The sequence below is a fragment of the Siccibacter colletis genome, from assembly GCF_025914095.1.
In the GTDB taxonomy this organism is placed as follows: domain Bacteria; phylum Pseudomonadota; class Gammaproteobacteria; order Enterobacterales; family Enterobacteriaceae; genus Siccibacter; species Siccibacter colletis.
The window spans coordinates 2,593,409-2,616,160 of the sequence record NZ_CP074352.1 but is presented as its reverse complement, the minus strand read 5'-3'; the positions used below and the strand labels follow the sequence as shown (position 1 = coordinate 2,616,160).

General features: G+C 55.6%; 22 protein-coding genes and 1 other annotated feature. Of the genes, 12 read left to right on the top strand and 10 right to left on the bottom strand.

The annotated features are described in order from the left end of the window. The 6 genes from KFZ77_RS12705 (at nucleotide 1) to KFZ77_RS12680 (ending at nucleotide 6,876) form a co-directional block, all read left to right on the top strand. Nucleotides 1-936: a hypothetical protein gene (locus KFZ77_RS12705; protein WP_264384401.1), complete on the top strand. Its 936-nt coding sequence runs from the start codon at nucleotides 1-3 to the stop codon at nucleotides 934-936. After that, nucleotides 929-2,125: a hypothetical protein gene (locus KFZ77_RS12700; protein WP_264384400.1), complete on the top strand. Its 1,197-nt coding sequence runs from the start codon at nucleotides 929-931 to the stop codon at nucleotides 2,123-2,125. Before KFZ77_RS12705 ends, KFZ77_RS12700 begins: the two co-directional genes overlap by 8 nt. A gap of 15 nt (nucleotides 2,126-2,140) precedes the next feature. Then, nucleotides 2,141-2,917 (top strand): glycosyltransferase family 2 protein, encoded by a 777-nt coding sequence (locus KFZ77_RS12695; RefSeq protein ID WP_264384399.1) that lies wholly within the window; start codon nucleotides 2,141-2,143, stop codon nucleotides 2,915-2,917. A gap of 157 nt (nucleotides 2,918-3,074) precedes the next feature. Next, nucleotides 3,075-4,484, top strand: a complete 1,410-nt coding sequence (gene gndA, locus KFZ77_RS12690; protein ID WP_264384398.1) for an NADP-dependent phosphogluconate dehydrogenase — start codon at nucleotides 3,075-3,077, stop codon at nucleotides 4,482-4,484. Between the two features lie 160 nt (nucleotides 4,485-4,644). Beyond that, on the top strand, nucleotides 4,645-5,634 hold the full coding sequence (wzzB, locus tag KFZ77_RS12685; RefSeq protein ID WP_406678809.1) for an LPS O-antigen chain length determinant protein WzzB: 990 nt from the start codon (nucleotides 4,645-4,647) through the stop codon (nucleotides 5,632-5,634). A 234-nt stretch (nucleotides 5,635-5,868) separates the two neighbouring features. Next, nucleotides 5,869-6,876, top strand: a complete 1,008-nt coding sequence (locus KFZ77_RS12680; RefSeq protein ID WP_264384396.1) for a Wzz/FepE/Etk N-terminal domain-containing protein — start codon at nucleotides 5,869-5,871, stop codon at nucleotides 6,874-6,876. Between the two features lie 40 nt (nucleotides 6,877-6,916). Here the strand turns inward: KFZ77_RS12680 and hisIE are convergent, their stop codons facing one another. The 9 genes from hisIE to hisL form a co-directional block, all read right to left on the bottom strand. Beyond that, complete coding sequence (gene hisIE / locus KFZ77_RS12675; protein WP_264384395.1) at nucleotides 6,917-7,525, bottom strand: bifunctional phosphoribosyl-AMP cyclohydrolase/phosphoribosyl-ATP diphosphatase HisIE; 609 nt, start codon at nucleotides 7,523-7,525, stop codon at nucleotides 6,917-6,919. Continuing rightward, a complete protein-coding gene (hisF, locus tag KFZ77_RS12670; protein ID WP_031520879.1) occupies nucleotides 7,519-8,295 on the bottom strand; it encodes an imidazole glycerol phosphate synthase subunit HisF in 777 nt (258 codons plus the stop codon). Before hisF ends, hisIE begins: the two co-directional genes overlap by 7 nt. Then, nucleotides 8,277-9,014 carry a 1-(5-phosphoribosyl)-5-[(5-phosphoribosylamino)methylideneamino]imidazole-4-carboxamide isomerase gene (gene hisA / locus KFZ77_RS12665; protein ID WP_031520880.1) on the bottom strand — a complete coding sequence of 246 codons (738 nt, stop codon included), beginning with the start codon at nucleotides 9,012-9,014 and terminating at the stop codon, nucleotides 8,277-8,279. The genes hisF and hisA overlap by 19 nt, the downstream gene beginning before the upstream one ends. Beyond that, complete coding sequence (gene hisH, locus KFZ77_RS12660) at nucleotides 9,015-9,605, bottom strand: imidazole glycerol phosphate synthase subunit HisH (RefSeq protein WP_031520882.1); 591 nt, start codon at nucleotides 9,603-9,605, stop codon at nucleotides 9,015-9,017. Beyond that, nucleotides 9,605-10,672 carry a bifunctional histidinol-phosphatase/imidazoleglycerol-phosphate dehydratase HisB gene (gene hisB, locus KFZ77_RS12655; protein WP_031520884.1) on the bottom strand — a complete coding sequence of 356 codons (1,068 nt, stop codon included), beginning with the start codon at nucleotides 10,670-10,672 and terminating at the stop codon, nucleotides 9,605-9,607. The genes hisH and hisB overlap by 1 nt, the downstream gene beginning before the upstream one ends. Then, a complete protein-coding gene (gene hisC, locus KFZ77_RS12650) occupies nucleotides 10,669-11,751 on the bottom strand; it encodes a histidinol-phosphate transaminase (protein WP_264384394.1) in 1,083 nt (360 codons plus the stop codon). Before hisC ends, hisB begins: the two co-directional genes overlap by 4 nt. Beyond that, entirely contained in the window at nucleotides 11,748-13,052 is a 1,305-nt protein-coding gene (gene hisD, locus KFZ77_RS12645; RefSeq protein WP_264384393.1) for a histidinol dehydrogenase, read from the bottom strand. Before hisD ends, hisC begins: the two co-directional genes overlap by 4 nt. A 3-nt stretch (nucleotides 13,053-13,055) precedes the next feature. Next, the gene (gene hisG, locus KFZ77_RS12640) at nucleotides 13,056-13,955 is read right to left on the bottom strand and encodes an ATP phosphoribosyltransferase (RefSeq protein WP_264384392.1); all 900 of its coding nucleotides are present in this window, start codon (nucleotides 13,953-13,955) and stop codon (nucleotides 13,056-13,058) included. 88 nt (nucleotides 13,956-14,043) lie between these two features. Beyond that, nucleotides 14,044-14,167, bottom strand: a sequence feature (His leader region). Then, the gene (gene hisL / locus KFZ77_RS12635; RefSeq protein ID WP_152548372.1) at nucleotides 14,143-14,193 is read right to left on the bottom strand and encodes a his operon leader peptide; all 51 of its coding nucleotides are present in this window, start codon (nucleotides 14,191-14,193) and stop codon (nucleotides 14,143-14,145) included. It overlaps the preceding feature by 25 nt. Nucleotides 14,194-14,421: 228 nt before the next feature. Here hisL and KFZ77_RS12630 point away from each other — a divergent pair, with 228 nt between their 5' ends. The 5 genes from KFZ77_RS12630 (at nucleotide 14,422) to tsuB (ending at nucleotide 19,784) form a co-directional block, all read left to right on the top strand. Further along, nucleotides 14,422-15,246 (top strand): SDR family oxidoreductase, encoded by an 825-nt coding sequence (locus tag KFZ77_RS12630; RefSeq protein ID WP_264384391.1) that lies wholly within the window; start codon nucleotides 14,422-14,424, stop codon nucleotides 15,244-15,246. Between the two features lie 202 nt (nucleotides 15,247-15,448). After that, nucleotides 15,449-16,747, top strand: a complete 1,299-nt coding sequence (gene gabT / locus KFZ77_RS12625) for a 4-aminobutyrate--2-oxoglutarate transaminase (protein WP_264384390.1) — start codon at nucleotides 15,449-15,451, stop codon at nucleotides 16,745-16,747. A gap of 186 nt (nucleotides 16,748-16,933) precedes the next feature. Continuing rightward, the gene (locus KFZ77_RS12620) at nucleotides 16,934-18,301 is read left to right on the top strand and encodes an APC family permease (protein ID WP_031520895.1); all 1,368 of its coding nucleotides are present in this window, start codon (nucleotides 16,934-16,936) and stop codon (nucleotides 18,299-18,301) included. A 182-nt stretch (nucleotides 18,302-18,483) separates the two neighbouring features. After that, the gene (gene tsuA, locus KFZ77_RS12615) at nucleotides 18,484-19,539 is read left to right on the top strand and encodes a thiosulfate utilization transporter TsuA/YeeE (RefSeq protein ID WP_264384389.1); all 1,056 of its coding nucleotides are present in this window, start codon (nucleotides 18,484-18,486) and stop codon (nucleotides 19,537-19,539) included. Between the two features lie 17 nt (nucleotides 19,540-19,556). Then, nucleotides 19,557-19,784: a thiosulfate utilization sulfurtransferase TsuB/YeeD gene (gene tsuB, locus KFZ77_RS12610; protein WP_031520899.1), complete on the top strand. Its 228-nt coding sequence runs from the start codon at nucleotides 19,557-19,559 to the stop codon at nucleotides 19,782-19,784. Between the two features lie 663 nt (nucleotides 19,785-20,447). On the opposite strand, the gene sbcB is transcribed toward tsuB, so the two are convergent. Next, a complete protein-coding gene (sbcB, locus tag KFZ77_RS12605; protein ID WP_406678779.1) occupies nucleotides 20,448-21,884 on the bottom strand; it encodes an exodeoxyribonuclease I in 1,437 nt (478 codons plus the stop codon). Between the two features lie 195 nt (nucleotides 21,885-22,079). Here sbcB and sbmC point away from each other — a divergent pair, with 195 nt between their 5' ends. After that, nucleotides 22,080-22,553 (top strand): DNA gyrase inhibitor SbmC, encoded by a 474-nt coding sequence (sbmC, locus tag KFZ77_RS12600; RefSeq protein ID WP_031520903.1) that lies wholly within the window; start codon nucleotides 22,080-22,082, stop codon nucleotides 22,551-22,553. Nucleotides 22,554-22,752 lie beyond the last annotated feature (199 nt).

The following is a 22,752-nucleotide window of genomic DNA, read 5'->3' as shown; positions in this document are numbered from 1 at the left end:
ATGGCTGATACAATTGTACTTTGCGAATCGCCTTTACAGTATAAAAATGCGCTGGCGTTTATCTCAGAGCATCATTCTGAAAAGCCCACATTGTTTATCCTTCGAAAAAATGGCTTGCAAGATAACGACAGACATTTCGTCCCTCCTCAGGATATAGTTCACCATTTCTTCTATGAGAAACGTGTAAAAAAAAGCTCCAGGGTGGGGTTATTTTTCTTTGTGTTACTCATCTGGATAAAGTATTTCTTATTAAGGAGCAACAAAAGATTTGTTGTAGGCGATGTGCGTTCTAAGTGGATGAGAACCGTTCTGAATTTTAATAAATCGGCCGACATAATATTCGTTGATGATGGCATGGCTACTATTGCAACTATCCCCCAAATGGAATCCGTCAGCACTTATGGTAGCAAAACACTTTACACCTTTTTTAATGTTAAAAGCGAAACGCTAAAAATTATCCACCGCCATCCAGAGATAAAATGTAGCAAACCCTCGGGAAGACAGATATGGTTTGCTGGTGGCCCTTATGTTGAAAAGCAGATCCTGACAAGTGAAGTATATCTGGCCATACTTCGCCGCTTTATAAACCAATATCGGCAACATGGGGAACTGGTTTACGCCCGCCATCGAAGCGAGGATCGCCTGACACAGGCTGAACTGCAACAGCTTGGTTTTGCAATTGTCAGCGAGTCGGAATCTACGCTGGAAGATAAGATAGAACAAATGGATGAGCTGGTTGCGGTGCTGGTTGGTTTGTATTCTACCGCACTGTTTAATGTGAAAACTGCTTATCCTCAAATTCAAGTTATATCCTATTGCTGCCCGGATGAGTATTATTTATCTAATAATAAAGCAATATCTGATGTTTACCTTTTCCTAGAAGCTCATTCTCATGTTGACATTCAATATTTGAGACAGGACGAGTTAGATGATTGAATATACTATTCTCATTTTTTCATTTATCATTCTGACCCTCCTTTTTTTTAGTCAAAAACTTTATCGTTACCCCTCCTTCTTTTTTTATTGGGGGGCAATAATTATTTTTCTAAGTCCCGCGACGTATGCTTTTTTTGGGGGGGGGGTTTATCGCATGTATAAAAGCGGGGCAGAAATCCAATTTTATGTCCTTGGTTTTTTAAGTATTTGGTTAATTGTTGTTTTTTATATATTTAGAAATATTGCATCTCTATTGTTAGAAAAAAGCAGAAGCATTGCTGTTGATTCGCATAATCTTACTTTTTCATCCTGCTGGAAAGTTTTTGTTGCTATATCCATTGGTTATTCTGCTCTGTATTTTTTTGCGCATATCAATCACTGGCCAATATTTAAAATGCTGTCTGGTGATTTTCTTGTTAGACCAGATATAGACAGTGAAGGATTTCAGTTTTACTTTTTCACCAGCGTTGTTTACCAGGTAGTGTTGCCAGTTATTTTCTTTCAACACTTTGAAATCCACCGAAAGAAACGAATAAAGAATTTTTTCTTTTTTTGCCTCCTGGTGCTGCTGTTAATAGCTGGCGGCAATAAAGGCATCATGCTCTACTTTTTTATTTTTTGCTGGCTTTTTGCTTTGCGCAATAAGAATATTTTTGTTGTAGGCTTTATGTGTGTTCTTTCGCTTGTTGTATACGCCTTAGCCAAAGGTGTTTCAATAGGCTATGATACACTTGCTGATTATTTGTTAGAATCCATATTCAGGAGGATATTTGTTACACAAGGAATATCTATCCCAAATGCTTTAGAAATGTTTGCACAAGGTGTTAATTTTTATCCTCTCTCGTCGAACGAAGTAAAGATTGCTATTTATGATTTCGTGTATAGCTCCGGCCCGGGTTCCATGCCAATATTCTTTACGGCTGAGCTTTATTTGCGTTTTGGCGCTGCTATTAGCATAATGCTATCACTTTTAATCGTCTTCGGTCTGGCTGCTTTCAGTTCAATTATAGAGAGGCACAAAAATTTGTCTCTTTACTGGTGTGGTTTCTATGCCTTCTTCGTATTTGTTATGTCAGGCGTAAGTGAAGCAAATCTTTATCGCTTTGCATTTGTTTTCTTTATTGCTGCGTTCATAATTATGGCTAATAAACAAGGCTGGATTAAACGTAGCAGAATGGAAAAGAGTTAATCAGGTGGTGATTGTATGTGCGCATTAGTTTCAATAATAATGCCTTCTTATAATGCTGAAGCAGTGATTGCTCTTAGCATTGATTCAGTATTATCGCAAACTTATACGGCATGGGAGTTGATCATCACTGATGACAACTCTTCTGACTCGACGTGTGAGATTGTTCGGGAATACATAAACAAAGACGAACGTATAAAGCTCTTAAGATTAGAAGGTAATTCTGGCGCAGGAATTGCGAGAAATAATTCTATCCGGCATGCCAATGGTCGCTTTATCGCTTTCCTTGATAGTGATGATATGTGGTGTCCTGAGAAATTAGAGAAGCAGATAAAGTTCATGCTGGATAACGCCTATGCGCTGACTTATACGCAGTACAGAAAAATTGATGATGTTGGTAATATTACCGGCATTATTCATCCACCTGAGCGTGTAAACTATCGCGAACTATTAAAATCGAATGTTATTGGTTGTTTGACTGCGGTGTATGATACAAAAATACTCGGCAAAGTGTTTATGCCGACGATCCGAAAGCGTCAGGACATGGCGCTGTGGCTCAACATTCTCAAAACGATTGATTATGCCTGGTGCTTGCCGGAAGAGCTGGCGTTGTATCGTGAAGGGCATGAAAGTCTGTCATCAAATAAGGTAAAAATACTTGCTACACAATGGGATTTTTACCGCAACCATCTGCGATTTAATGTGATTAAAACAGCCTGGTTCTTTTCGTTCTATATTATTCGCGCGCTTAAAAAGCATGGAGTGAGAAAAAGTGTGCAGACACCGCACAGCTGATGATTTACGTCTGATGCGGTTTATGACGCATGAGCATGTGTCAGCCCGTCTTAACAGCACATCGAACCCTACCCATACTTGCCACGGATGAGTTAACATCCGTAACACATTCAAGCTGCGTATACGTCGCAGTGACCAAACCTGACAGGAGTATGTAATGTCCAAGCAACAGATCGGCGTCGTCGGTATGGCAGTGATGGGGCGCAACCTGGCGCTCAACATCGAAAGCCGTGGTTATACCGTCTCCGTGTTCAACCGCTCTCGTGAAAAAACTGAAGAAGTGATTGCCGAGAACCCGGGCAAGAAACTTGTTCCTTACTACACCGTGCAAGAGTTTGTTGAATCCCTCGAAACGCCGCGTCGTATCCTGTTGATGGTGAAAGCGGGTGAGGGTACCGACAAGGCGATTGAGTCCCTGAAGCCGTATCTGGAGAAAGGCGACATCATCATTGATGGCGGCAACACCTACTACCACGACACCATTCGCCGTAACCGCGAGCTCTCTGCGGAAGGTTTCAACTTCATCGGTACCGGTGTGTCCGGTGGGGAAGAGGGCGCGCTGAAAGGCCCGTCAATCATGCCTGGCGGTCAGAAAGAAGCTTATGAACTGGTTGCCCCGATCCTGAAACAGATCGCTGCGGTTGCTGAAGACGGCGAGCCGTGCGTCACCTATATCGGCGCAGACGGCGCGGGTCACTACGTGAAGATGGTGCATAACGGCATCGAATACGGCGACATGCAGCTCATCGCGGAAGCCTACTCACTGCTGAAGCATGGTCTGAACCTCTCTAACGAAGAGCTGGCAACCACCTTCACCGAGTGGAACGATGGCGAACTGAGCAGCTACCTGATCGACATCACCAAAGATATCTTCACTAAAAAAGATGAAGAGGGTAAATACCTGGTTGATGTGATTCTGGACGAAGCCGCGAACAAAGGTACCGGTAAGTGGACCAGCCAGAGCTCGCTGGATCTGGGTGAGCCGCTGTCCCTGATCACCGAGTCTGTGTTTGCCCGCTACATCTCCTCGCTGAAAGAGCAGCGCGTTGCCGCCTCTAAAGTCCTGAGCGGCCCGCATGCCAAACCGTTCGCCGGTGACAAAGCTGAGTTCAGCGAGAAAGTGCGTCGCGCACTCTACCTGGGCAAAATCGTCTCTTACGCGCAGGGCTTCTCCCAGCTGCGTGCGGCATCCGACGAGAACAACTGGGATCTCAACTACGGTGAAATCGCGAAGATTTTCCGCGCTGGCTGCATCATTCGTGCCCAGTTCCTGCAGAAAATCACCGATGCGTATGCCGAGAACCCGGCGATCGCTAACCTGCTGCTGGCCCCTTACTTCAAGCAGATTGCTGATGAATATCAGCAGGCGCTGCGCGACGTTGTGGCCTATGCGGTACAAAACGGTATCCCGACCCCGACCTTCTCTGCTGCCATTGCCTACTACGACAGCTATCGCTCTGCCGTTCTGCCTGCCAACCTGATTCAGGCGCAGCGCGACTACTTCGGTGCGCACACTTACAAGCGTATCGATAAAGATGGCGTATTCCACACCGAGTGGATGGAATAACTGCTCAGGCCCTCTACGGAGGGCCTTTTTACTGCCTTAAACGCCCGTAGTTTCGGGCTATTCTTAGCGTACCGCGTCAAATATTAACAGGCAGAGTCCCGTAAACCCGTTACACTTAGCTCCGGCGCTTCGTTTGTTTTTCTACTTTATACTTAAGGTAATCATGACAACGCACACGTATAAAACAGTGGAACGGAACCACGACAATTCAGAAACCATCGATCTCATCGATATTTTTTTCCAGCTCTGGCGTGGAAAAGTCATCATCATTGCTTTTACTATTTTTGCTATAATTTTAGCCGGTCTGTATCTTGCCTTTGCTAAAGAGAAGTGGACCTCGTCAGCAATTATTACCATCCCTGATTCCGGCCAGGTTTCCAGCTACACCAATGCCATGAATACGCTATATCCGGGCAACGCACCGTTGGTATCGGATATCCAACAGCAATTTTTCTCGCGCCTTAACGCTGCGCTGTCGGCTCGCTCACTACAGTTAAATAATCAGGAAACGCCAGAAAAACTCTCTATCGAACCGACGGTTAAAGGGCAGCCAGCACCGCTGGCTATCAGCTACGTGTCCGATACGTCAGAGAAAGCTACTAAAACGCTTGAGAAATACATTACCGAGCTCAACCGCGCCATCGCTGGCGAAATGGAAAAAGACCTCACCAAAAATATCGACTCGCGCGCTAAAGAGCTGACCTCCTCCCTGCAGGCGATGGAGCACGTCGCCAAAGAGAAGCAGGAAGAGCGCGCGAAGGTACTAAACCAGGCGCTGCTGATCGCCGAGCAGTCAGGTATCACCAAGCCGCAGGTGCAGCAGTCAGAGGGCATCTCAGACGACACGCTGTTTATTCTGGGTAGCGACGCGTTAAAAGCGATGATTCAGAACCATGCCACCAGCCCACTGCCGCTGACCGTTGATTATTATCAACTGCGTCAGAATCTGCTGGCGGTGAATGCCCTGAAAGCGCAGCCCAACACACTTTACGCTTTTCGCTACGTGATGCAGCCGGATACCCCTATTCGCCGCGACAGCCCGAAACGCGCCCTGACGCTGGTGCTTGCTGTGCTGCTGGGTGGCATGATCGGCGCCGCGGCGGTACTGGGGCGTAACGCCATTCGCGAATATAACATGCGTAAGCAGTAATGATCGTCGTGCTGAGTACGTCAGTTCCCGGACGTATTCAGCATGTTCTTACCTGTCAGCCCCGAATCTCATCCCGCCTTCTTGCTTCTCGCCCTGGCACGCTATTCCCGTCATGGTTTTACTATTTCAGGTAGTTGAAATAAAAGTATCTGCTGATATGTTAGCGCCACTAAATAATTCTCTATAACGGACGATAAATTATCGTCCGTTTTTTTGTGAGCGATGAAATAAACCATGTCTGCACGTCATGCCCAACCGCATTCCGGTCCGTCTAACGAACCAGATTTACTGCACCTTCTGCTGGCACTCTGGCAGGGTCGGATAACTATCCTTATCTGCGCTACGCTGGCGGCCGTGCTTGCAGCGGGCTATCTCTGGTTCGATAAACCCAGGTGGACCGCTTCCGCGCTGATAACCTTACCCGGGGATGCGGATATGGCGGGATATACCAGTCTGACAAACATTCTTACGCCGGTCATCGCTTCTAAAGTGGTAAATAACGCGATGGATGAAAAAAAACCGGTCAGCAATGGCGATATCAAAGAGATGAATTTCAGCCGTGCCATGGCCATGCTTGACGCGCAGGGTCCCGGCATTGTGGGCTTTAAGGCAGAAGCGCAGGATAAAGAAATGCCCTGGCCGGTGAAGATCAGTGTTTCAGCAGACGATGCCCAGTCAGCGGCGCGTGAACTTGATTCTGTTCTGATGGCGACTGACATGCAGCTGCGCCAGGCCGTAAAAGAAGAGCTGAATTATCTGATTGATACCCGTATCACGCAGCTGAACACGTTCATTAGCGCCCAGGAAACTGTGGCGGAAGAAAAGAAAGCTGACAGGTTGAACAACCTCAAACAGGCGCTTCTCGTCGCGCGCGAGGCGAACGTGGCGCAACTGAGTGTGCAGCAGGTGTCTACTCTGAATAATGACGCTCTGTTCGTGCTGGGCAGCGATGCGCTGAGCGCCATGATCGACAATGAGCGTTCACGTCCGCTTCAGCTTTCAGACAGCTACTATCAGCTTCGGCAGGAGTTGCTTGAGTTAAAAACCTTCAGGCAACAGCCTTTCCAGTATTCTGCTTTTAGCTACATCGTCAAACCGACGGTGCCGTTGCAGCCCGATGACCGGCGTTCAGCGTTACTGATCGTGCTGGCGTTACTGGCAGGCGTTATTACAGGTGCTGCGATAACGATAGCGCGAAAAGGGTTGCAGCACGCGCTATCTCAACAGACGCAGCTTGCCTGAAGGATGATATCCGGGGGCTCCCGGATATCAGGGCACCTCATCAATGCCGCTTACGCAAGTTCTCAATCACCGTGGTTAAATCGAGATCCTGATCCTGGAGCAGCACCAGCAGGTGATACATCAGGTCTGAAGCCTCGTTGGTCAGCTCGTGGCGGTCGTTCACCGTAGCGGCCAGCGCAGTCTCGACACCTTCTTCCCCGACCTTTTGCGCGATACGCTTGGTGCCGCTGGCGTAGAGCTTCGCGGTGTAGGAGCTCTCCGGATCGGCGGTCTTGCGTGACGCCAGCAGCTGCTCCAGCTCCCACAGGAAGTGCCACTGATGATGCGCCTCGCCAAAGCAGCTGGAAGTGCCGAGGTGGCAGGTCGGCCCGACAGGGTTGACCAGAATCAGCAGGGTGTCGTTATCGCAGTCCGGGGTGATGCTGACTACATTAAGGAAATGGCCCGAGGACTCGCCCTTGGTCCACAGCCGCTGTTTGGTACGCGACCAGAAAGTCACTTTCCCGCTCTGTTCGGTGACGCGCAGCGCCTCGTCGTTCATGTAGCCCAGCATCAGTACTTCACCGGACACCGCGTGCTGGATCACCGCCGGCAGCAGGCCGTCGGTTTTTTCGAAGTCCAGCTGCGCGCGTTGTTGCTCTGTTAACATACCCGAATCTCCACGCCCTGCAGTGCCAGGTACGCTTTTAGCTCGCCAATATTGATAATCTGCTTGTGGAACACCGATGCCGCCAGCGCGCCGTCCACGTCCGCATCGCGAAACGCCTCGTGGAAGTGTTCCATGGTCCCGGCACCGCCGGAGGCGATGAGCGGAACGTGGCACACCTCTCGCACTTTTTTTAGCTGAACCAGGTCATAGCCGTTGCGTACGCCGTCCTGGTTCATCATGTTCAGCACAATTTCCCCTGCGCCGCGCTTCTGTACTTCCTGCACCCAGTCGAGGGTCTCCCACTGGGTCACACGGGTGCGGCTTTCGTCGCCGGTATATTGATTAACGTGATATTTCCCGCTGGTTTCGTCAAACCAGGTATCAATCCCCACCACGATGCACTGCACGCCGAAACGGTCGGCAAGGCGGGTGATAAGCTCGGGGTCGGCCAGCGCCGGGGAATTAATGGAGATTTTGTCAGCCCCGAAGGTGAGAATTTTCGCCGCGTCTTCCGCGGATTTGATCCCGCCAGCGACGCAGAACGGAATGTCGATCACTTCCGCCACGCGTGAGACCCAGCTCTTGTCCACCACGCGGCCATCGCTGGATGCGGTGATATCGTAGAACACCAGTTCGTCGGCGCCTTCTTCGGCGTAGCGTTTCGCCAGCGGCACGATGTCGCCGATGATCTCATGGTTGCGGAACTGCACGCCTTTCACTACCTGACCATCGCGCACGTCGAGGCAGGGGATTATCCGTTTTGCCAGCATTGAATTGCCTCCGTTACCGTAAATTTACCTTCCAGCAGCGCGCGACCCACGATCACACCGCTGACGCCGCTGTCGGTGAGCGCCGCAATGTCGGCCAGACCACCAATGCCACCGGACGCCTGGAACGCCACCTGGGGATAGCGGGCGCACACTTCTCTGTAAAGTTCGACGTTGGAACCAGCAAGCGTGCCGTCGCGCGAAATATCCGTGCACAGCACGTGCTTCAGGCCGAAGGGGAGATACTGCTCCACCAGCGCTTCCAGCGTGACGCCGGAGTTCTCCTGCCAGCCGCTTACCGCCACCTGTTTGTTGCCCGCCGCGTCAATGCGCACGTCGAGCGCCAGCACCAGCTGGTCGGCGCCGAAGCGGGTAAACCACTGCTGAACCTGCTCCGGCGACTTCACCGCCGTGGAGCCAACTACCACCCGCGCCACGCCTGCGTCCAGCAGGGCCGCGACGTCCTCTGCGCTGCGTACGCCGCCGCCAACCTGTACCGGCACGCTGACGCCCGCTACCAGGGTTTTCAGCAGCGGGATCTGGCGCTGCGCCGGATCTTTCGCCCCGGTTAAATCCACCAGGTGCAGCACCTCTGCGCCCTGCGCCTGGTAATCCTGCAGGCGCGGGAGCGGATCGCTGCCGTAGTCGCGCTGCTGCCCGTAGTCGCCCTGATGGAGACGCACCACCGTTCCGTCTATCAAATCCAGTGCCGGAATAATCATTTACATCTCCAGGAAGTTTTTCAGCAGCTGCGCGCCCGCCGCGCCGGAGCGCTCCGGGTGGAACTGCACGCCGTAGAAGTTATCTTTCTGCACCGCGGCGGTAAACGGCTCGCCGTAGCTGCACTGGGCGATGGTGCAGGGATTCACCGGCATCGCGTAGCTGTGCACGAAGTAGAAGTACGCCCCGTCCTCGATCCCGCGGAACAGGTGGTTGCCCGCTTTCGGGTAGACGCGGTTCCAGCCCATGTGCGGCAGCGGCAGGCCGACGTCGGTCATGTGCGGCACCGGCTCGTCGATAATGCCCAGCAGCTCAACGCCGCCACTTTCATCGCTGTGACTGCCCAGCAGCTGCATACCGAGGCAAATTCCCAGCACCGGCTGGGTACAGGCTTTAATCAGGTCCACCAGCTCGCGCTCGTGCAGCTGGTCCATCGCCGCGCGGGCAGTACCGACACCGGGCAGCAGCAGCTTGTCGGCACGCAGCACCACGTCCGGATCGCGGCTGACCAGCGGCTCATAGCCGAGACGCTCGATGGCCCATTTGACGGATGAGAGGTTGGCGCAGCCGGTATCAAGGATCACCACGCTCATTACAGCACTCCTTTCGACGAGGGAAGGGTGTCGCCTTCCACGCGGATCGCCTGGCGCAGCGTACGGCCAAAGGCTTTAAACAGGCTCTCAACGCGGTGGTGATCGTTTTTACCTTTGGTTTTCAGGTGCAGCGTCACCGCCATAGTGTAGGAGAGGGAGCGGAAGAAGTGCTCAACCATCTCGGTGCTGAGATCGCCCACGCGCTGATAGGTGAATTCCGCCTTGTATTCGAGGTGCGGGCGGCCGGAGATATCCAGCGCACAGCGCGCCAGACACTCGTCCATCGGCAGCACGAAGCCGAAACGGTTGATGCCGCGCTTGTCGCCCAGCGCCAGCTTCAGCGCCTCGCCCAGCGCCAGGCCGGTATCTTCCACGGTGTGGTGGTCGTCGATATAGAGGTCGCCTTTCACCGCAATCTCCATGCGGAAACCGCCGTGGGTGGCAATCTGGTCCAGCATGTGGTCGAAGAAGCCGACGCCGGTATTGATCTTGCTGCCGCCTTCGCGATCCAGCCACACCTTAACGTCAATCTGCGTCTCTTTGGTGTTGCGCTCAACGTGGGCGTAGCGGTCACGCTTCGTCAGCTGTTCGCCGATAGCCGCCCAGCCGAGGGTGTCGCGCTGATAGCGCAGCCCCTGGATACCCATGTTTTCCGCCAGCGTTACGTCGGTAGCGCGGTCGCCGATGACGTAGCTGTTGGCACGATCCATCACGCCATCTTCAAGATAGCCAGTGACCATCGCCAGCTTCGGCTTGCGGCAGTCGCACGCGTCGGCAGGCAGGTGCGGGCAGATAAGCACTTGGTCGAACGCCACGCCCTGAGAGGTAAAAATCTGCATCATCAGGTTATGCGGACCGTCAAAATCCGCCTGCGGGAAACTGGCAGTACCCAGCCCGTCCTGATTGGTGATCATCACCAGCCGGTAGCCGGCTTTCTGCAGCTGCAGCAGCACCGGAATGGCGTCCGGTTCGAACGCCAGCTTCTCCATGCGGTCTACCTGGAAATCCTCTGGCGGTTCAGAGATCAGGGTGCCGTCGCGGTCAATAAAAAGGATCTTCTGGCTCATTGCTTCTCCGTGGCGGTCAGGCCGGGTTGGTCACGCAGCGCATCCAGGACGCGCTGGCACTCGTCGCGGGTGCCGACGGTAATGCGCAGACAGCCGCTGAGCGACGGTTGTTTGTTCTGGTCACGCAAGATAATGCCCTGATCCCACAGCGATTTAAACACCGCGCTGGAGGTGGTGATGCGCGCCAGCACGTAGTTGGTTTCCGACGGGAACACCGCTTCCACACAGGGCAGGCTTTGCAGGCCGTCAATCAGCCGCTGGCGGTTCTCAAGAATTGCCGCCACGCGGGCGCGCATGGCCTCAATGCCCTGCGGGCTTAGCGCCTGAGCGGCGATGTCCGCCACCGGGGTAGAGAGCGGGTAAGGGGCGATCACCTTCATCAGCAGGGCGATAACCTCTTCGCTGGCGAGGGTAAACCCGCAGCGCAGCCCGGCCAGGGCAAAGGCTTTGGAGAGCGTACGCAGCACCATCAGGTGAGGGTACTCTTCAATCCAGCTGGCCAGCGAGGCCTGCGGGCAAAATTCAATATAGGCTTCGTCCGCCACAACCAGCGCTTTGCCGCGGGTCATCTCCAGCAGGTCACGGATATCCTGCGGGTTAATCAACTGGCCGGTAGGGTTGTTGGGGCTACACACGAAAACCACTTTCACGCCGTCGAGCTGGGCGGCAATGCCATCCAGATCGAGCTGCCAGCCGTCAAGCGTCGGCACGGTACGGCATTCGATGCCGATAGTTTCCGCGCTGACGCTGTACATGCCATAGGTAGGCGGGCAGTAGAGAATGGCATCCTGGCCCGGTTCGCAGAAGGCGCGCATCACCAGTTCGATGCCTTCGTCCGCGCCGCGGCTTACCAGCACCTGCTCCGGTTTGACCCCGGCGTATTGCGCATAGCGTTCGATCACCGCTTTGGGCTGACACTCCGGATAGCGGTTGAGCGTCTGCTGCGTCAGCACGAACGGCACCGCGGTCGGGTATTCGTTGGCGTTAAGCCAGACGTCGCCGTTGCCGCCAAGACGGCGCGCAGACTGATACGGGGTCAGGGCACGCACATTAGCGCGGGCTAAATCTTCGCTGCTCATACCTTCTCCTTCAGGGCGGCCACACGCAGGGTGACGGCGTTTTTGTGGGCGGTGAGCTGCTCAGCCGCGGCCAGGGTTTCGATGGTTTGCGCCAGGGCTGAGAAGCCCGCCGGGGTCAGTTCCTGCACCGTCATGCGCTTCTGGAAATCAGCCAGCCCGAGGCTGGAGCAGGTTGAGGTGTAACCATAGGTCGGCAGCACGTGATTGGTGCCAGAGGCATAATCTCCGGCCGACTCCGGCGACCAGTCACCGAGAAACACCGACCCGGCGCTGGTGATGCTATCCACCAGCTCGCGAGCGTTGCGGGTCTGAATGATCAGGTGCTCCGGGCCGTACTGGTTAGAGATGGCGATACACTGCGCCAGATCCCGGGCCACGATCAGGCGGCTGGACGCCAGCGCCTGGCGGGCGGTCTCTGCGCGCGGCAGATCGGCGAGCTGCTGTTCCACAGCGTCGGCCACGGCACGCGCCATGTTTTCATCGGGAGTCAGCAACACCACCTGCGAGTCAGGCCCGTGTTCCGCCTGGGAAAGCAGATCGGAGGCGACAAACGCTGGCGTGGCCCCGCTGTCTGCAATGACCAGCACTTCCGACGGCCCGGCGGGCATATCAATCGCCGCACCGTCCAGACGCTGGCTCACCTGGCGTTTGGCTTCGGTAACAAAGGCGTTACCAGGGCCAAAGATTTTGTCTACTTTCGGCACGCTGTCGGTGCCAAAAGCCATAGCGGCAATGGCCTGCGCACCACCCACCCGGAACACCTGCTGTACACCGCACAGCTTTGCAGCATAGAGAATTTCGTCCGCAATCGGTGGCGGCGAGCAGAGCACCACCTGCTGGCAAGCAGCGATACGCGCCGGGGTCGCCAGCATCAGCACCGTGGAGAACAGCGGCGCGGAGCCGCCGGGAATATAGAGGCCCACCGAGGCGATGGGGCGCGTCACCTGCTGGCAGCGCACGCCGGGCATGGTTTCGATATCCACCGCTGGCAGCTGCTGGGCGCGGTGGAAGGTATCGATATTACTGACGGCCACCGCCATCGCGGCTTTGATGTCATCCCCCAGGCGCGCGCAGGCAGCATCGATCTCCGCTGCGCTCACCGGGAGCGCCGCCACCTCGGTTTTATCGAACTTTGCGCTATAGGCTTTCAGCGCTGCATCGCCGTCGCGTTTGACGTTATCCAGGATCTCGCTGACGGTGCGGGCGATGCTGTCAGACGCCGATACTGCCGGACGGGTCAGGAGCTGACGCTGCTCGGCGTCGCTACAGGCATTCCAGTCAATCAGAGTGGTAAAGGCCATGATTTACTCCATCATCTTCTCAATCGGCAGCACCAGAATGGAGCTGGCCCCCAGCGCTTTCAGTTTTTCCATGGTTTCCCAGAACAGGGTTTCACTGCTCACCATGTGCATCGCCACGCGCTGCTGATCCCCGGCCAGCGGCAGAATGGTCGGACGCTCAGCACCTGGCAGCAGGGCGATGACTTCATCGAGGCGCTCGGTCGGCGCGTGCATCATGATGTACTTGGACTCGCGCGCCTGGATGACGCCCTGAATGCGGGTCAACAGCTTGTCGATGAGCTGCTGTTTGGCATCCGGCATCTCGCCGTCGCGCTGGATCAGGCAGGCTTTGGAGCGGTAGATAACTTCCACTTCGCGCAGGCCGTTGGCTTCAAGCGTCGCGCCGGTAGAGACCAGATCGCAGATGGCATCGGCCAGACCGGCACGCGGTGCCACTTCCACCGAGCCGTTAAGCAGGCAGGATTTAAACTGCACGCCTTTCTGGTCGAGATAGCGTTTCAGCAGGTGCGGATAGGAGGTGGCGATGCGTTTTCCATTGAGCGCCGCCGGGCCGTCCCAGGCTTCGTCAACCGCGGTTGCCAGCGACAGGCGGCAGCCGCCGAAATCGAGACGACGCAGGGTGAAGTAGCGCGGATCTTCGCCCTGAGCGCGGCGCGTCAGCAGCTCCTCTTCCAGCACGTTCTCACCAATGATCCCCAGATCCACCACGCCATCCATCACCAGCCCCGGAATGTCGTCGTCACGCACGCGCAGAATATCGATCGGCATATTCTCTGCCAGAGCAATCAGGCGCTGGGTGTGCAGATTGATTTTGATGCCGCAGCGGGCCAGCAGTTCGCGTGAATCGTCGCTCAGACGCCCTGATTTCTGAATAGCTATGCGTAAACGGGTGTTATCTAACATTCTCGGTTCCTCGTAATCCTGTCGTGGTCGGTCTGCAATCATCGTAAAGGTTTTATTTTTATCCGCGGCTTTCGGCTGGTGTAAGCACAAAAAAAAGCCCCCGGAAGGCGATCTTCCGGGGGCTTTCTGTTGCGTTCTGCACCACTGGAAGATCCTGAATGTCTCCCAGCACACATCGCCTGAAAGACTAGTCAGGGTGATGGTGATGATGGTGGTTTTTGATCTGAACGCAGTTCATAAAATTCTCTGATGAATGAGTATTCACAATGGGTCTTACCGTAAACCAGGTATGTGCAGGAAGGCAAGGGCTTTTTTTCATCATGAGCGCGTTTCATCTTGCGCCTGCCGATTGCCACCGTCACCGGGCAGGGGTAGCCTTACCCCGGCAGCAGCCGTGCAGGCCGTGCCGTTGTCGGTTACGCTTTAACGATGCGCATCGCGTCGCTTCAGGATCCAGGAGAAAGGTATGAAAAAGGTGGCTATTGTCGGTTTGGGGTGGCTGGGAATGCCGCTGGCGCTCGCGCTGAACGCGCGCGGCTGGCAGGTTACCGGCAGCAAGACCACGCCGGACGGCGTAGAGGCGGCGCGCATGTGCGGCATTGAGAGCTACTCGCTTGCGCTTACGCCTGAGCTGGTGTGCGACAGCGATGAACTGGATGCGCTGCTGAACGTTGATGCGCTGGTGGTGACGCTTCCCGCCCGCCGCACCGGGGAGGGCGATACCTTTTATCAGCAGGCGGTGCAGGAGATAGTCGACAGCGCGCTGGCGCACCGTATCCCGCGCATCATCTTCACCAGCTCCACGTCGGTGTACGGTGACGTGGACGGCACGGTAAAAGAGACCACCCCGCTGCAGCCGGTTACCCACAGCGGCCGCGTGCTGAAGGAGCTGGAGGCGTGGCTGCATCAGATACCGGGCACCTCGGTGGACATTCTGCGCCTCGCCGGGCTGGTCGGGCCTGGGCGGCATCCCGGCCGCTTCTTCGCTGGCAAAACAGCCCCCAACGGCAGTCACGGCGTGAATATGGTTCATCTTGAAGATGTGGTGTCAGCTATCACGCTGCTGCTGGAAACCCCGAAGGGGGGCCGCACTTATAACCTTTGTGCACCGCACCATCCGGCCCGCGCCGAATTCTATCCAGTGATGGCGCGCCAGCTGGGCCTTGAACCGCCGCAGTTCAGTAACAGTGAAGCCGGCACGCAGGGCAAGCGCGTTGACGGCAACCGCATCTGCAACGAGCTTGGTTTCGAATACCGCTATCCCGACCCGCTGGTGATGCCGATGGCATAACCCCCGCGCCCCCGCTTCGACGGCCTGCGCCGGAGCGGGATCTCATGCTGTTCCTGCTGCATTTTCCCTGTTTTTTTATCGCCTCTCCCGCCTCCTGCGGCGGCTTTCTGCGCTTCGTCTCACTTCTCTGGTAAAGCCTTTACCCTCGTCTATGTTTAAGAAGGGCGGGCATGCGCCGGGTTTTTTCTCGCAAGGAGAAGGTATGAGTCAGACCAATCAGCAGTGGCAGACGCGGCGTGAGGCGGCGGTGGCGCAGGGGGTAGGAAACGCGCTGCCGGTCTATATTGCGTGCGCGCGCAACGCCGAACTCTGGGACGTAGAGGGCAAGCGCTACATCGACTTTGCCTCCGGGATTGCGGTGTTGAATACCGGGCATAATCATCCAGCGGTAATCGACGCGGTGAAAGCGCAGCTGGAGCACTTCACCCATCCCTGTTTTCAGGTGACGCCGTATGGCAACTATATTGAACTGGCGGAGCGGCTTAACGCTCTGGTGCCAATCGAGACTGCCTGCCAGACGCTGTTTCTTTCTACTGGTGCCGAGGCGGTAGAGAACGCGATTAAGGTCGCGCGCATCGCTACCGGACGCTCAGCGGTGATCGCGTTTCGCGGTGCCTTCCACGGACGAACGCTGCTGGGAATGGCGCTGACCGGTAAAGTTCAGCCCTATAAGAAAGGTTACGGCCCGTTCCCGGCGGGTATCTACCACGCCCCCTATCCGGCAGCCTATCTCGGCGTGAGCGATACTCAGGCGCTGGCCTCGCTGGCGGGCATTTTTGCCGCCGACGTGGCACCGGAAGAAGTTGCGGCGATTATCATCGAACCGGTGCAGGGAGAGGGCGGTTTTTATCCTGCTTCCACGCACTTTATGCAGCAGCTGCGCGCCCTGTGTGACCGGCACGGCATTGTGCTGATTGTTGATGAGATCCAGAGCGGCTTCTGCCGCACCGGGAAAACCTTCGCCATTGAACACACCGGCGTGGAGCCGGATCTGATCACCATGGCGAAAAGCCTGGCGGGCGGCTTCCCGCTGGCCGCGCTGGTGGGACGCAAGGCGCTGTTCGATAAAGCCCTGCCGGGCGGGCTGGGCGGAACCTACGCCGGCTCGCCGGTAGCCATTGCCGCCGCGCTGGCGGTGACCGATCTGATCGAGCGCGCGCAGTTGAATGAGAAAGCCCAGGCGGTGGGCGAGCAGATCGTGACGCGCCTGACCCGGCTGGCTGAGGAATATGACTGCATCGGCGACGTGCGCGGCGTTGGGGCAATGGTGGCGATGGAGCTGGTAGAGGGGCGCGACAGCCAGAAGCCAGATAAAGAACTGACCCAACTGCTGATACAGGAAGCGGGGCGGCAGGGGCTGGTGTTGCTCTCCTGCGGCGTGCGTGCCAACGTAATCCGTTTCCTGGTTCCGCTGACGGCGGAAAAAGAAATTGTCGATGAGGGGCTCAACATCTTGTCATCGTGCCTGAAAGTGTTGCAAAATACGCGCCCTGCAAAATGAGAATTAGCCGACGTGAATAACGTCGGTTATTTTTTTGCAATTAAGAAACGTCATTTTAAAACAAGAGGCCGGGCTTCGTACCGGATAGATACTTACTAAAGATCGACAGTCGTGTCGCCGAGGAAATAAGAAAGATGGGGCAATTTTTTGCATTTGCGACGGCACACGCCGTAATGGAGATCAGCCATGTCGCATAACGTTACTCCAGGTACTACCACCTCTCGCGTGGAATTGCGTAAGACCCTTACGCTGATTCCGGTTGTAATGATGGGCCTTGCCTATATGCAGCCGATGACGCTGTTCGATACGTTCGGTATCGTATCCGGCCTGACCAGTGGTCACGTCGCAACAGCCTATGCCTTCGCGCTGGTCGCGATCCTCTTTACCGCTATCAGCTACGGTAAACTGGTGCGCCGCTTCCCGTCGGCTGGCTCCGCTTATACCTACGCCCAGAAATCCATCAGCCCGGCTGTTGGCTTTATGGTTGGCTGGTCATCCCTGCTGGACTATCTGTTCATGCCGATGATCAACATCCTGCTGGCGAAAATTTACTTCGAAGCGCTGGTACCTAACGTACCGTCGTGGATGTTCGTAGTCGCGCTGGTCGCGTTTATGACCATCTCCAACCTGCGCAGCCTGAAAACCGTGGCTAACTTCAACACCGTTATCGTGGTGCTGCAGATGGGCATCGTAGCGGCTATCGTCGGTCTCATCATTTATGGTGTTTCCCACGGTGAAGGCGCGGGTACACTGGTCAGCTCACAGCCGTTCTGGAGTGCGGATGCGCACGTTGTGCCGATGATCACCGGTGCCACTATCCTGTGCTTCTCGTTCCTCGGCTTTGACGGTATCAGCTCGCTGTCTGAAGAGACCAAAGACGCAGAGCGCGTGATCCCGCGTGCGATTTTCCTGACTGCCCTGATTGGCGGCCTGGTATTTATCGCGGCGTCCTACTTCTTGCAGCTCTACTTCCCGGACATCTCACGCTTTAAAGATCCGGAAGCGTCTCAGCCGGAAATCATGCTCTACGTGGCGGGTAAAACCTTCCAGTACGGCGTGCTGATCTTCTCCACCATTACCGTGCTGGCTTCCGGTATGGCAGCACACGCGGGCGTTTCGCGTTTGATGTACGTGATGGGCCGTGACGGCGTGTTCCCGCGCAGCTTCTTTGGCTACGTGCATCCGAAATGGCGTACCCCGGCATTTAACGTGCTGCTGGTTGGCGCCATCGCACTGCTGGCGATTAACTTCGACCTGGTGACGGCGACGGCCCTGATTAACTTCGGTGCGCTGGTGGCGTTCACTTTCGTTAACCTGTCGGTGATCTCGCAGTTCTGGATCCGTGAGAAGCGTAACAAGACGCTGAAAGATCACTTCCAGTATCTCATCCTGCCGCTTTGTGGTGCTCTGACCGTAGGCGCGCTGTGGCTGAACCTGGAAGAGAGCTCAATGGTGCTGGGCCTGATCTGGGGTGCTATCGGTATCGTCTACCTGGCATGTGTGACCCGCAGCTTCCGCAACCCGGTGCCGCAGTACGAAGACGTTGCCCAGTAATTTTTAACACCTGCATCGCATCAATCCGGAGGCCTTGCCTCCGGATTTTTTTTGCCTGAAATCTGGCTGGCAGAATCATCTATAACCTTTCGCTATATGCTAGTGAGTTTGGTTATTGGTCACGCTGGCGCAGGCGTGAATAATGGCCGTTTTGATTTTCTGACCTGGAAACGGGTGGTGCTATGTTACAGATGATTTTAACCGGCCTGGTGTGCGGCGGGCTGCTGGGCTTCGTTATGCAGCGCGGCCGTTTCTGCCTCACCGGTGGCTTCCGCGATATGTATATCGCCAAAAATAACCGTATGTTTTATGCCTTGCTGATTGCCATTGCCATCCAGTGCGTCGGCGTGTTCGCTATGATTCAAGCCGGCATTGTGCAGTATGACGCGGGCGCATTCCCGTGGCTGGGCACCGTGGTGGGCGGCTACATCTTCGGGCTGGGTATCGTTTTTGCTGGCGGCTGCGCCACCGGCACCTGGTATCGCGCCGGGGAAGGGCTTATCGGCAGCTGGATTGCGCTGTTTACCTATATGCTGATGAGCGCCATCATGCGCTCCCCGCACGCCGCCGGGCTGAACGAGACGCTGAAGCACTACAGCACAGCACACAACTCGATTCCGGAAACTTTCAACCTGCCGGCCTGGCCGCTGATTGTGCTGCTGGTGGCCGTCACCCTGTGGCTGGTACGCAAAGAGCTGGCGAAGCCAAAGCTGAAGGTAGCCAGCCTGCCGCCGCGTTGCACCGGGCTGGCGCATATCCTGTTTGAAAAGCGCTGGCACCCGTTTGTTACCGCGATCCTGATTGGTCTGATCGCGACCCTGGCCTGGCCGCTGAGTGAAGCCACTGGTCGCCTGTTTGGTCTCGGCATCACCTCGCCAACGGCGAACATTCTGCAGTACCTGGTGGTCGGCGACAGCAAATACATCAACTGGGGCGTGTTCCTGGTGTTGGGGATTTTCCTCGGCTCGTATATCGCCGCTAAAGCCAGCCGCGAATTTCGCGTGCGCGCCGCCGATGCCACCACCACGCTGCGCAGCGTTGCTGGCGGCCTGCTGATGGGCTTCGGCGCCAGTATGGCGGGTGGCTGCTCTATTGGTAACGGTCTGGTGATGACCGCGATGCTGACCTGGCAGGGCTGGATTGGCCTGGTATTTATGATCCTTGGCGTATGGACCGCCTCGTGGTTCCTGTTTATCCGTCCGCAGCGCAAAGCGAAACTGACCGCCGCTGCGGCCTGAGCACGTGGAGAAAGAGAATGACGATTAAGAAATTAGACGTAGTAAATCAGGTATGCCCTTTCCCGCTGATCGAAGCGAAGGCGGCGATGGCTGAGATGACTAAAGGCGATGAGCTGGTCATTGAGTTTGACTGCACCCAGGCAACCGAAGCTATCCCCCAGTGGGCAGCAGAAGAGGGCCACAGCGTCACCGACTACCAGCAGGTCGGCGATGCCTCCTGGACCATCACGGTAATGAAAGGGTGATGTTGTTGTCCGTATAAGTTGTAAAAAAAGGCCGCGCTTGCGGCCTTTTTTATTGGCGGGAAGGTGAGTTTGGGTCGGTTTGTAGGGTGGGTAGGCGCAGTGTAACCACCGTTTATCTGCGGGGTATGCGGATGTGATTCCAGGGTGGGTAAACGAAGTGCACCCACCGTTTATCTGCGGATGTATGGATGTGATTGTAGGGTGGGTAAACGAAGTGCACCCACCGTTTACCGTGCGCCCCGTTCTGGCGTGAGGGCTATGGCAGAGCGGTGAAGGTTCCGTTCACCGGGCCACCGCACTCACATGGAAACGCTGGCGCACGTGAACGGGTGAAGGGGGTTCACCGCCACCCCCTTCACAATCCCGGCTCCCGGCCAGTAAAACCGGCCCTGCGGGCTGCCCTTGCCTCCGGCGTTTCGCTTCCGGTCGGACGCGATACCCCATCCCGGGGCTCGCGCCCTCTGGCGATTCCCGACCGCCAGCCCGGACTCAACGCCTGCGCCGCGGCGGTTTTGATGCCGGACGAGGCCATGCCTCCGGCATGGGTTATTTGATTTTTTGGTGGGTGCGCTGCGCTTACCCACCCTACGCGAAGGGCAGGTGTAAGGGGGATTGTAGGGTGGGTAAACGAAGTGCACCCGCCATTTACCGGTGCACCCGCCTTTACCCGACGAGCTCCTGCGCATACTGATACAGCGCTTTAATGAGGGCGGTTTTCTCTTTATCGCCTTCGTACTGGTTGTAGAGCATTTCCAGCTCTTGCGCCCAGCGCTGCAGATAGTCCGCGCTGAACACTTCGCGGCGATGATTGAGCCAGCGCTGCTGCTCCGCCTCATCCAGCGTACCTGGGTAGTTGCGCGCCCGGTAGTTGAACAGTAGCTTCTCAATACGCGGATCAACAAAGCTGATATCCAGCGCAGGCAGGTTCTGTGGATCGGTCTGCAGGACAATTTTCATGGCCGCCCGATCGGCGTCGCTAAAGAAGCCGTTATACAGCTGCGCGTCCACGTTGTCCGACGGCACGAACGGCTCCGCTTCGGCGTAAATTGCCACCACTTTTTCCCGCACCTGCGGATTGTCGCGAAGCAGCTTGAGGTTGTTGAGACAGTGCTGACGGTCGATTCCCAGCCGCTCGGCATCCTCCGGACGCAGCGTATTCGCCTGCGCCAGCACCGGGCACTTATTCAGATGCACCAGCTTCACCGGCACCGCGGCATCGGTGAGCTGCGCTTTAGGCGTATAGAGGCGTTCGCGCAATGCGTCGGCATCCAGTTCCAGCAGCGGCGACACATCTCCCGCGAGGTCTACCATTATTACTGCATTACGGTTTTCCGGATGCCACGCAAGCGGCGCAATCCAGCTGGTATTTCCGCGCAGCGCGCCGAACATGCCGGAGACATGCACCAGCGGCTTCATCTGCGGCACGTCAATCAGGGTGATCAGTTTCTGCTTATGGCGGAAGCTGTACAGGTAATCGAACAGCTTCGGCTGCCGCGTGCGCACCAGCTGCGCCATCGCAATGGTGGCATACACGTCAGCCATCGCATCGTGAGCATTAGCGTGCTCAATCCCGTTGGCTTTAGTCAGATGCTCAAGCCGGAAGCTCGGTAGGCCATCGTCGTTTTCCGGCCAGACGATACCGTTCGGGCGCAGCGCATAGCAGGCGCGCATTACATCCAGCAGATCCCAGCGCGAGTTATCGTGCTGCCAGCTCCAGGCATAAGGGTCGTAGAAGTTGCGATAAAGGATATTGCGCGTGACTTCGTCATCGAACCGCACGTTGTTGTAGCCCACCACACAGGTCTTCGGCACGCTGAATAAACCGTGAATACGCTTTGCGAAATCAGCTTCATTCATGCCCTGCGCCAGCGCGTGCTGCGGCGTGATTCCGGTGATCATGACCGCTTCCGGCTGGGGCAAATAGTCATCAGCAGGTTTACAGAAAAACACCTCCGGCTCGCCGATGATGTTGAATTCAGCATCGGTACGAATGGCCGCAAACTGAGCGGGGCGGTCGAGCGACGGACTTTTGCCGAAAGTTTCGTAATCGTGAAACAGAAATGTGGGTTGCGCCGGGGAGTCAGACACCAGGAAAACCATCCTTATCAGTTTTGTTAACCACCGTATGGTAAATCAATTCCGACAAAGATGCGTGCCCGGCGCGCGCATTTTTCCTGCCGCCTGGCAGCTTCTCGAGGCTGCTCGCATAATGAACATATTCACCGTTCTGCATCTCGCATTATCGCCTCGGTGGTGTATATATATACAGTCATCTTGATTAACAGGAGTGGGAGCATGGAATACAACGTTACCGCAGTGCCAGCCCGTAACGTGGCCGGGTTTCATCTGGTCGGGCCGTGGGAAAAGACCGTTCCACAAGGGTTCGAACAGTTGCTTATGTGGGTTGAAACGCACCATCTTCGCCCGGACGAATGGATCGCGGTCTACTACGATAACCCGGACTGTACCCCGCCTGAAAAACTGCGTGCAGCCACGGTGGTGTCAGTGCCGGAGGGTTTTGCCATTCCGGAAAACAGCGTGGGCGTTATCCACACGGAAATCACCGGTGGGCAGTATGCGGTCGCGCGCGCAAGGGTACAGGACGGTGATTTTGGTAAACCCTGGCTGTTGTTCTTCAACAGCCTGCTCGGGGATGCCAGCGTTATGCCAGCCCCGTTGCCGTGCTTTGAAATCTACCTCAATGACGGCAAGGCAGATGGTTTCTGGGATATTGAAATGCATATTCCGGTGACGGAGAAGGTGGACTGAACGAATCAGGGCTGACTCTTACTTTTCCGCCTTTAACCCGCAGGTCATGTTAAAAGGTAGATAATGATATGTTAACGCAGCGGTTAAATATGGTTTACGGGGTGCTAATTTGCAGCCGTTGATAAAAAATAGCCAGTGGAGAAGGGCGGATTTACCGGGCAAACCGATACCACCGCAGCAAAAACGAGTACAATCCGCT

What these genes read in the sequence shown, in the direction of transcription:
- hisG (WP_264384392.1), bottom strand. Translation starts at nt 13,955, where the DNA reads ATGTTAGATAACACCCGTTTACGCATAGCTATTCAGAAATCAGGGCGT.
- KFZ77_RS12700 (WP_264384400.1), top strand. Translation starts at nt 929, where the DNA reads ATGATTGAATATACTATTCTCATTTTTTCATTTATCATTCTGACCCTC.
- KFZ77_RS12695 (WP_264384399.1), top strand. Translation starts at nt 2,141, where the DNA reads ATGTGCGCATTAGTTTCAATAATAATGCCTTCTTATAATGCTGAAGCA.
- hisF (WP_031520879.1), bottom strand. Translation starts at nt 8,295, where the DNA reads ATGCTGGCAAAACGGATAATCCCCTGCCTCGACGTGCGCGATGGTCAG.
- sbmC (WP_031520903.1), top strand. Translation starts at nt 22,080, where the DNA reads ATGGAATACAACGTTACCGCAGTGCCAGCCCGTAACGTGGCCGGGTTT.
- hisA (WP_031520880.1), bottom strand. Translation starts at nt 9,014, where the DNA reads ATGATTATTCCGGCACTGGATTTGATAGACGGAACGGTGGTGCGTCTC.
- gabT (WP_264384390.1), top strand. Translation starts at nt 15,449, where the DNA reads ATGAGTCAGACCAATCAGCAGTGGCAGACGCGGCGTGAGGCGGCGGTG.
- tsuA (WP_264384389.1), top strand. Translation starts at nt 18,484, where the DNA reads ATGTTACAGATGATTTTAACCGGCCTGGTGTGCGGCGGGCTGCTGGGC.
- gndA (WP_264384398.1), top strand. Translation starts at nt 3,075, where the DNA reads ATGTCCAAGCAACAGATCGGCGTCGTCGGTATGGCAGTGATGGGGCGC.
- hisC (WP_264384394.1), bottom strand. Translation starts at nt 11,751, where the DNA reads ATGAGCAGCGAAGATTTAGCCCGCGCTAATGTGCGTGCCCTGACCCCG.
- tsuB (WP_031520899.1), top strand. Translation starts at nt 19,557, where the DNA reads ATGACGATTAAGAAATTAGACGTAGTAAATCAGGTATGCCCTTTCCCG.
- hisH (WP_031520882.1), bottom strand. Translation starts at nt 9,605, where the DNA reads ATGAGCGTGGTGATCCTTGATACCGGCTGCGCCAACCTCTCATCCGTC.
- hisIE (WP_264384395.1), bottom strand. Translation starts at nt 7,525, where the DNA reads ATGTTAACAGAGCAACAACGCGCGCAGCTGGACTTCGAAAAAACCGAC.
- KFZ77_RS12680 (WP_264384396.1), top strand. Translation starts at nt 5,869, where the DNA reads ATGTCTGCACGTCATGCCCAACCGCATTCCGGTCCGTCTAACGAACCA.
- sbcB (WP_406678779.1), bottom strand. Translation starts at nt 21,884, where the DNA reads ATGGTTTTCCTGGTGTCTGACTCCCCGGCGCAACCCACATTTCTGTTT.
- hisB (WP_031520884.1), bottom strand. Translation starts at nt 10,672, where the DNA reads ATGAGCCAGAAGATCCTTTTTATTGACCGCGACGGCACCCTGATCTCT.
- KFZ77_RS12630 (WP_264384391.1), top strand. Translation starts at nt 14,422, where the DNA reads ATGAAAAAGGTGGCTATTGTCGGTTTGGGGTGGCTGGGAATGCCGCTG.
- KFZ77_RS12705 (WP_264384401.1), top strand. Translation starts at nt 1, where the DNA reads ATGGCTGATACAATTGTACTTTGCGAATCGCCTTTACAGTATAAAAAT.
- KFZ77_RS12620 (WP_031520895.1), top strand. Translation starts at nt 16,934, where the DNA reads ATGTCGCATAACGTTACTCCAGGTACTACCACCTCTCGCGTGGAATTG.
- hisD (WP_264384393.1), bottom strand. Translation starts at nt 13,052, where the DNA reads ATGGCCTTTACCACTCTGATTGACTGGAATGCCTGTAGCGACGCCGAG.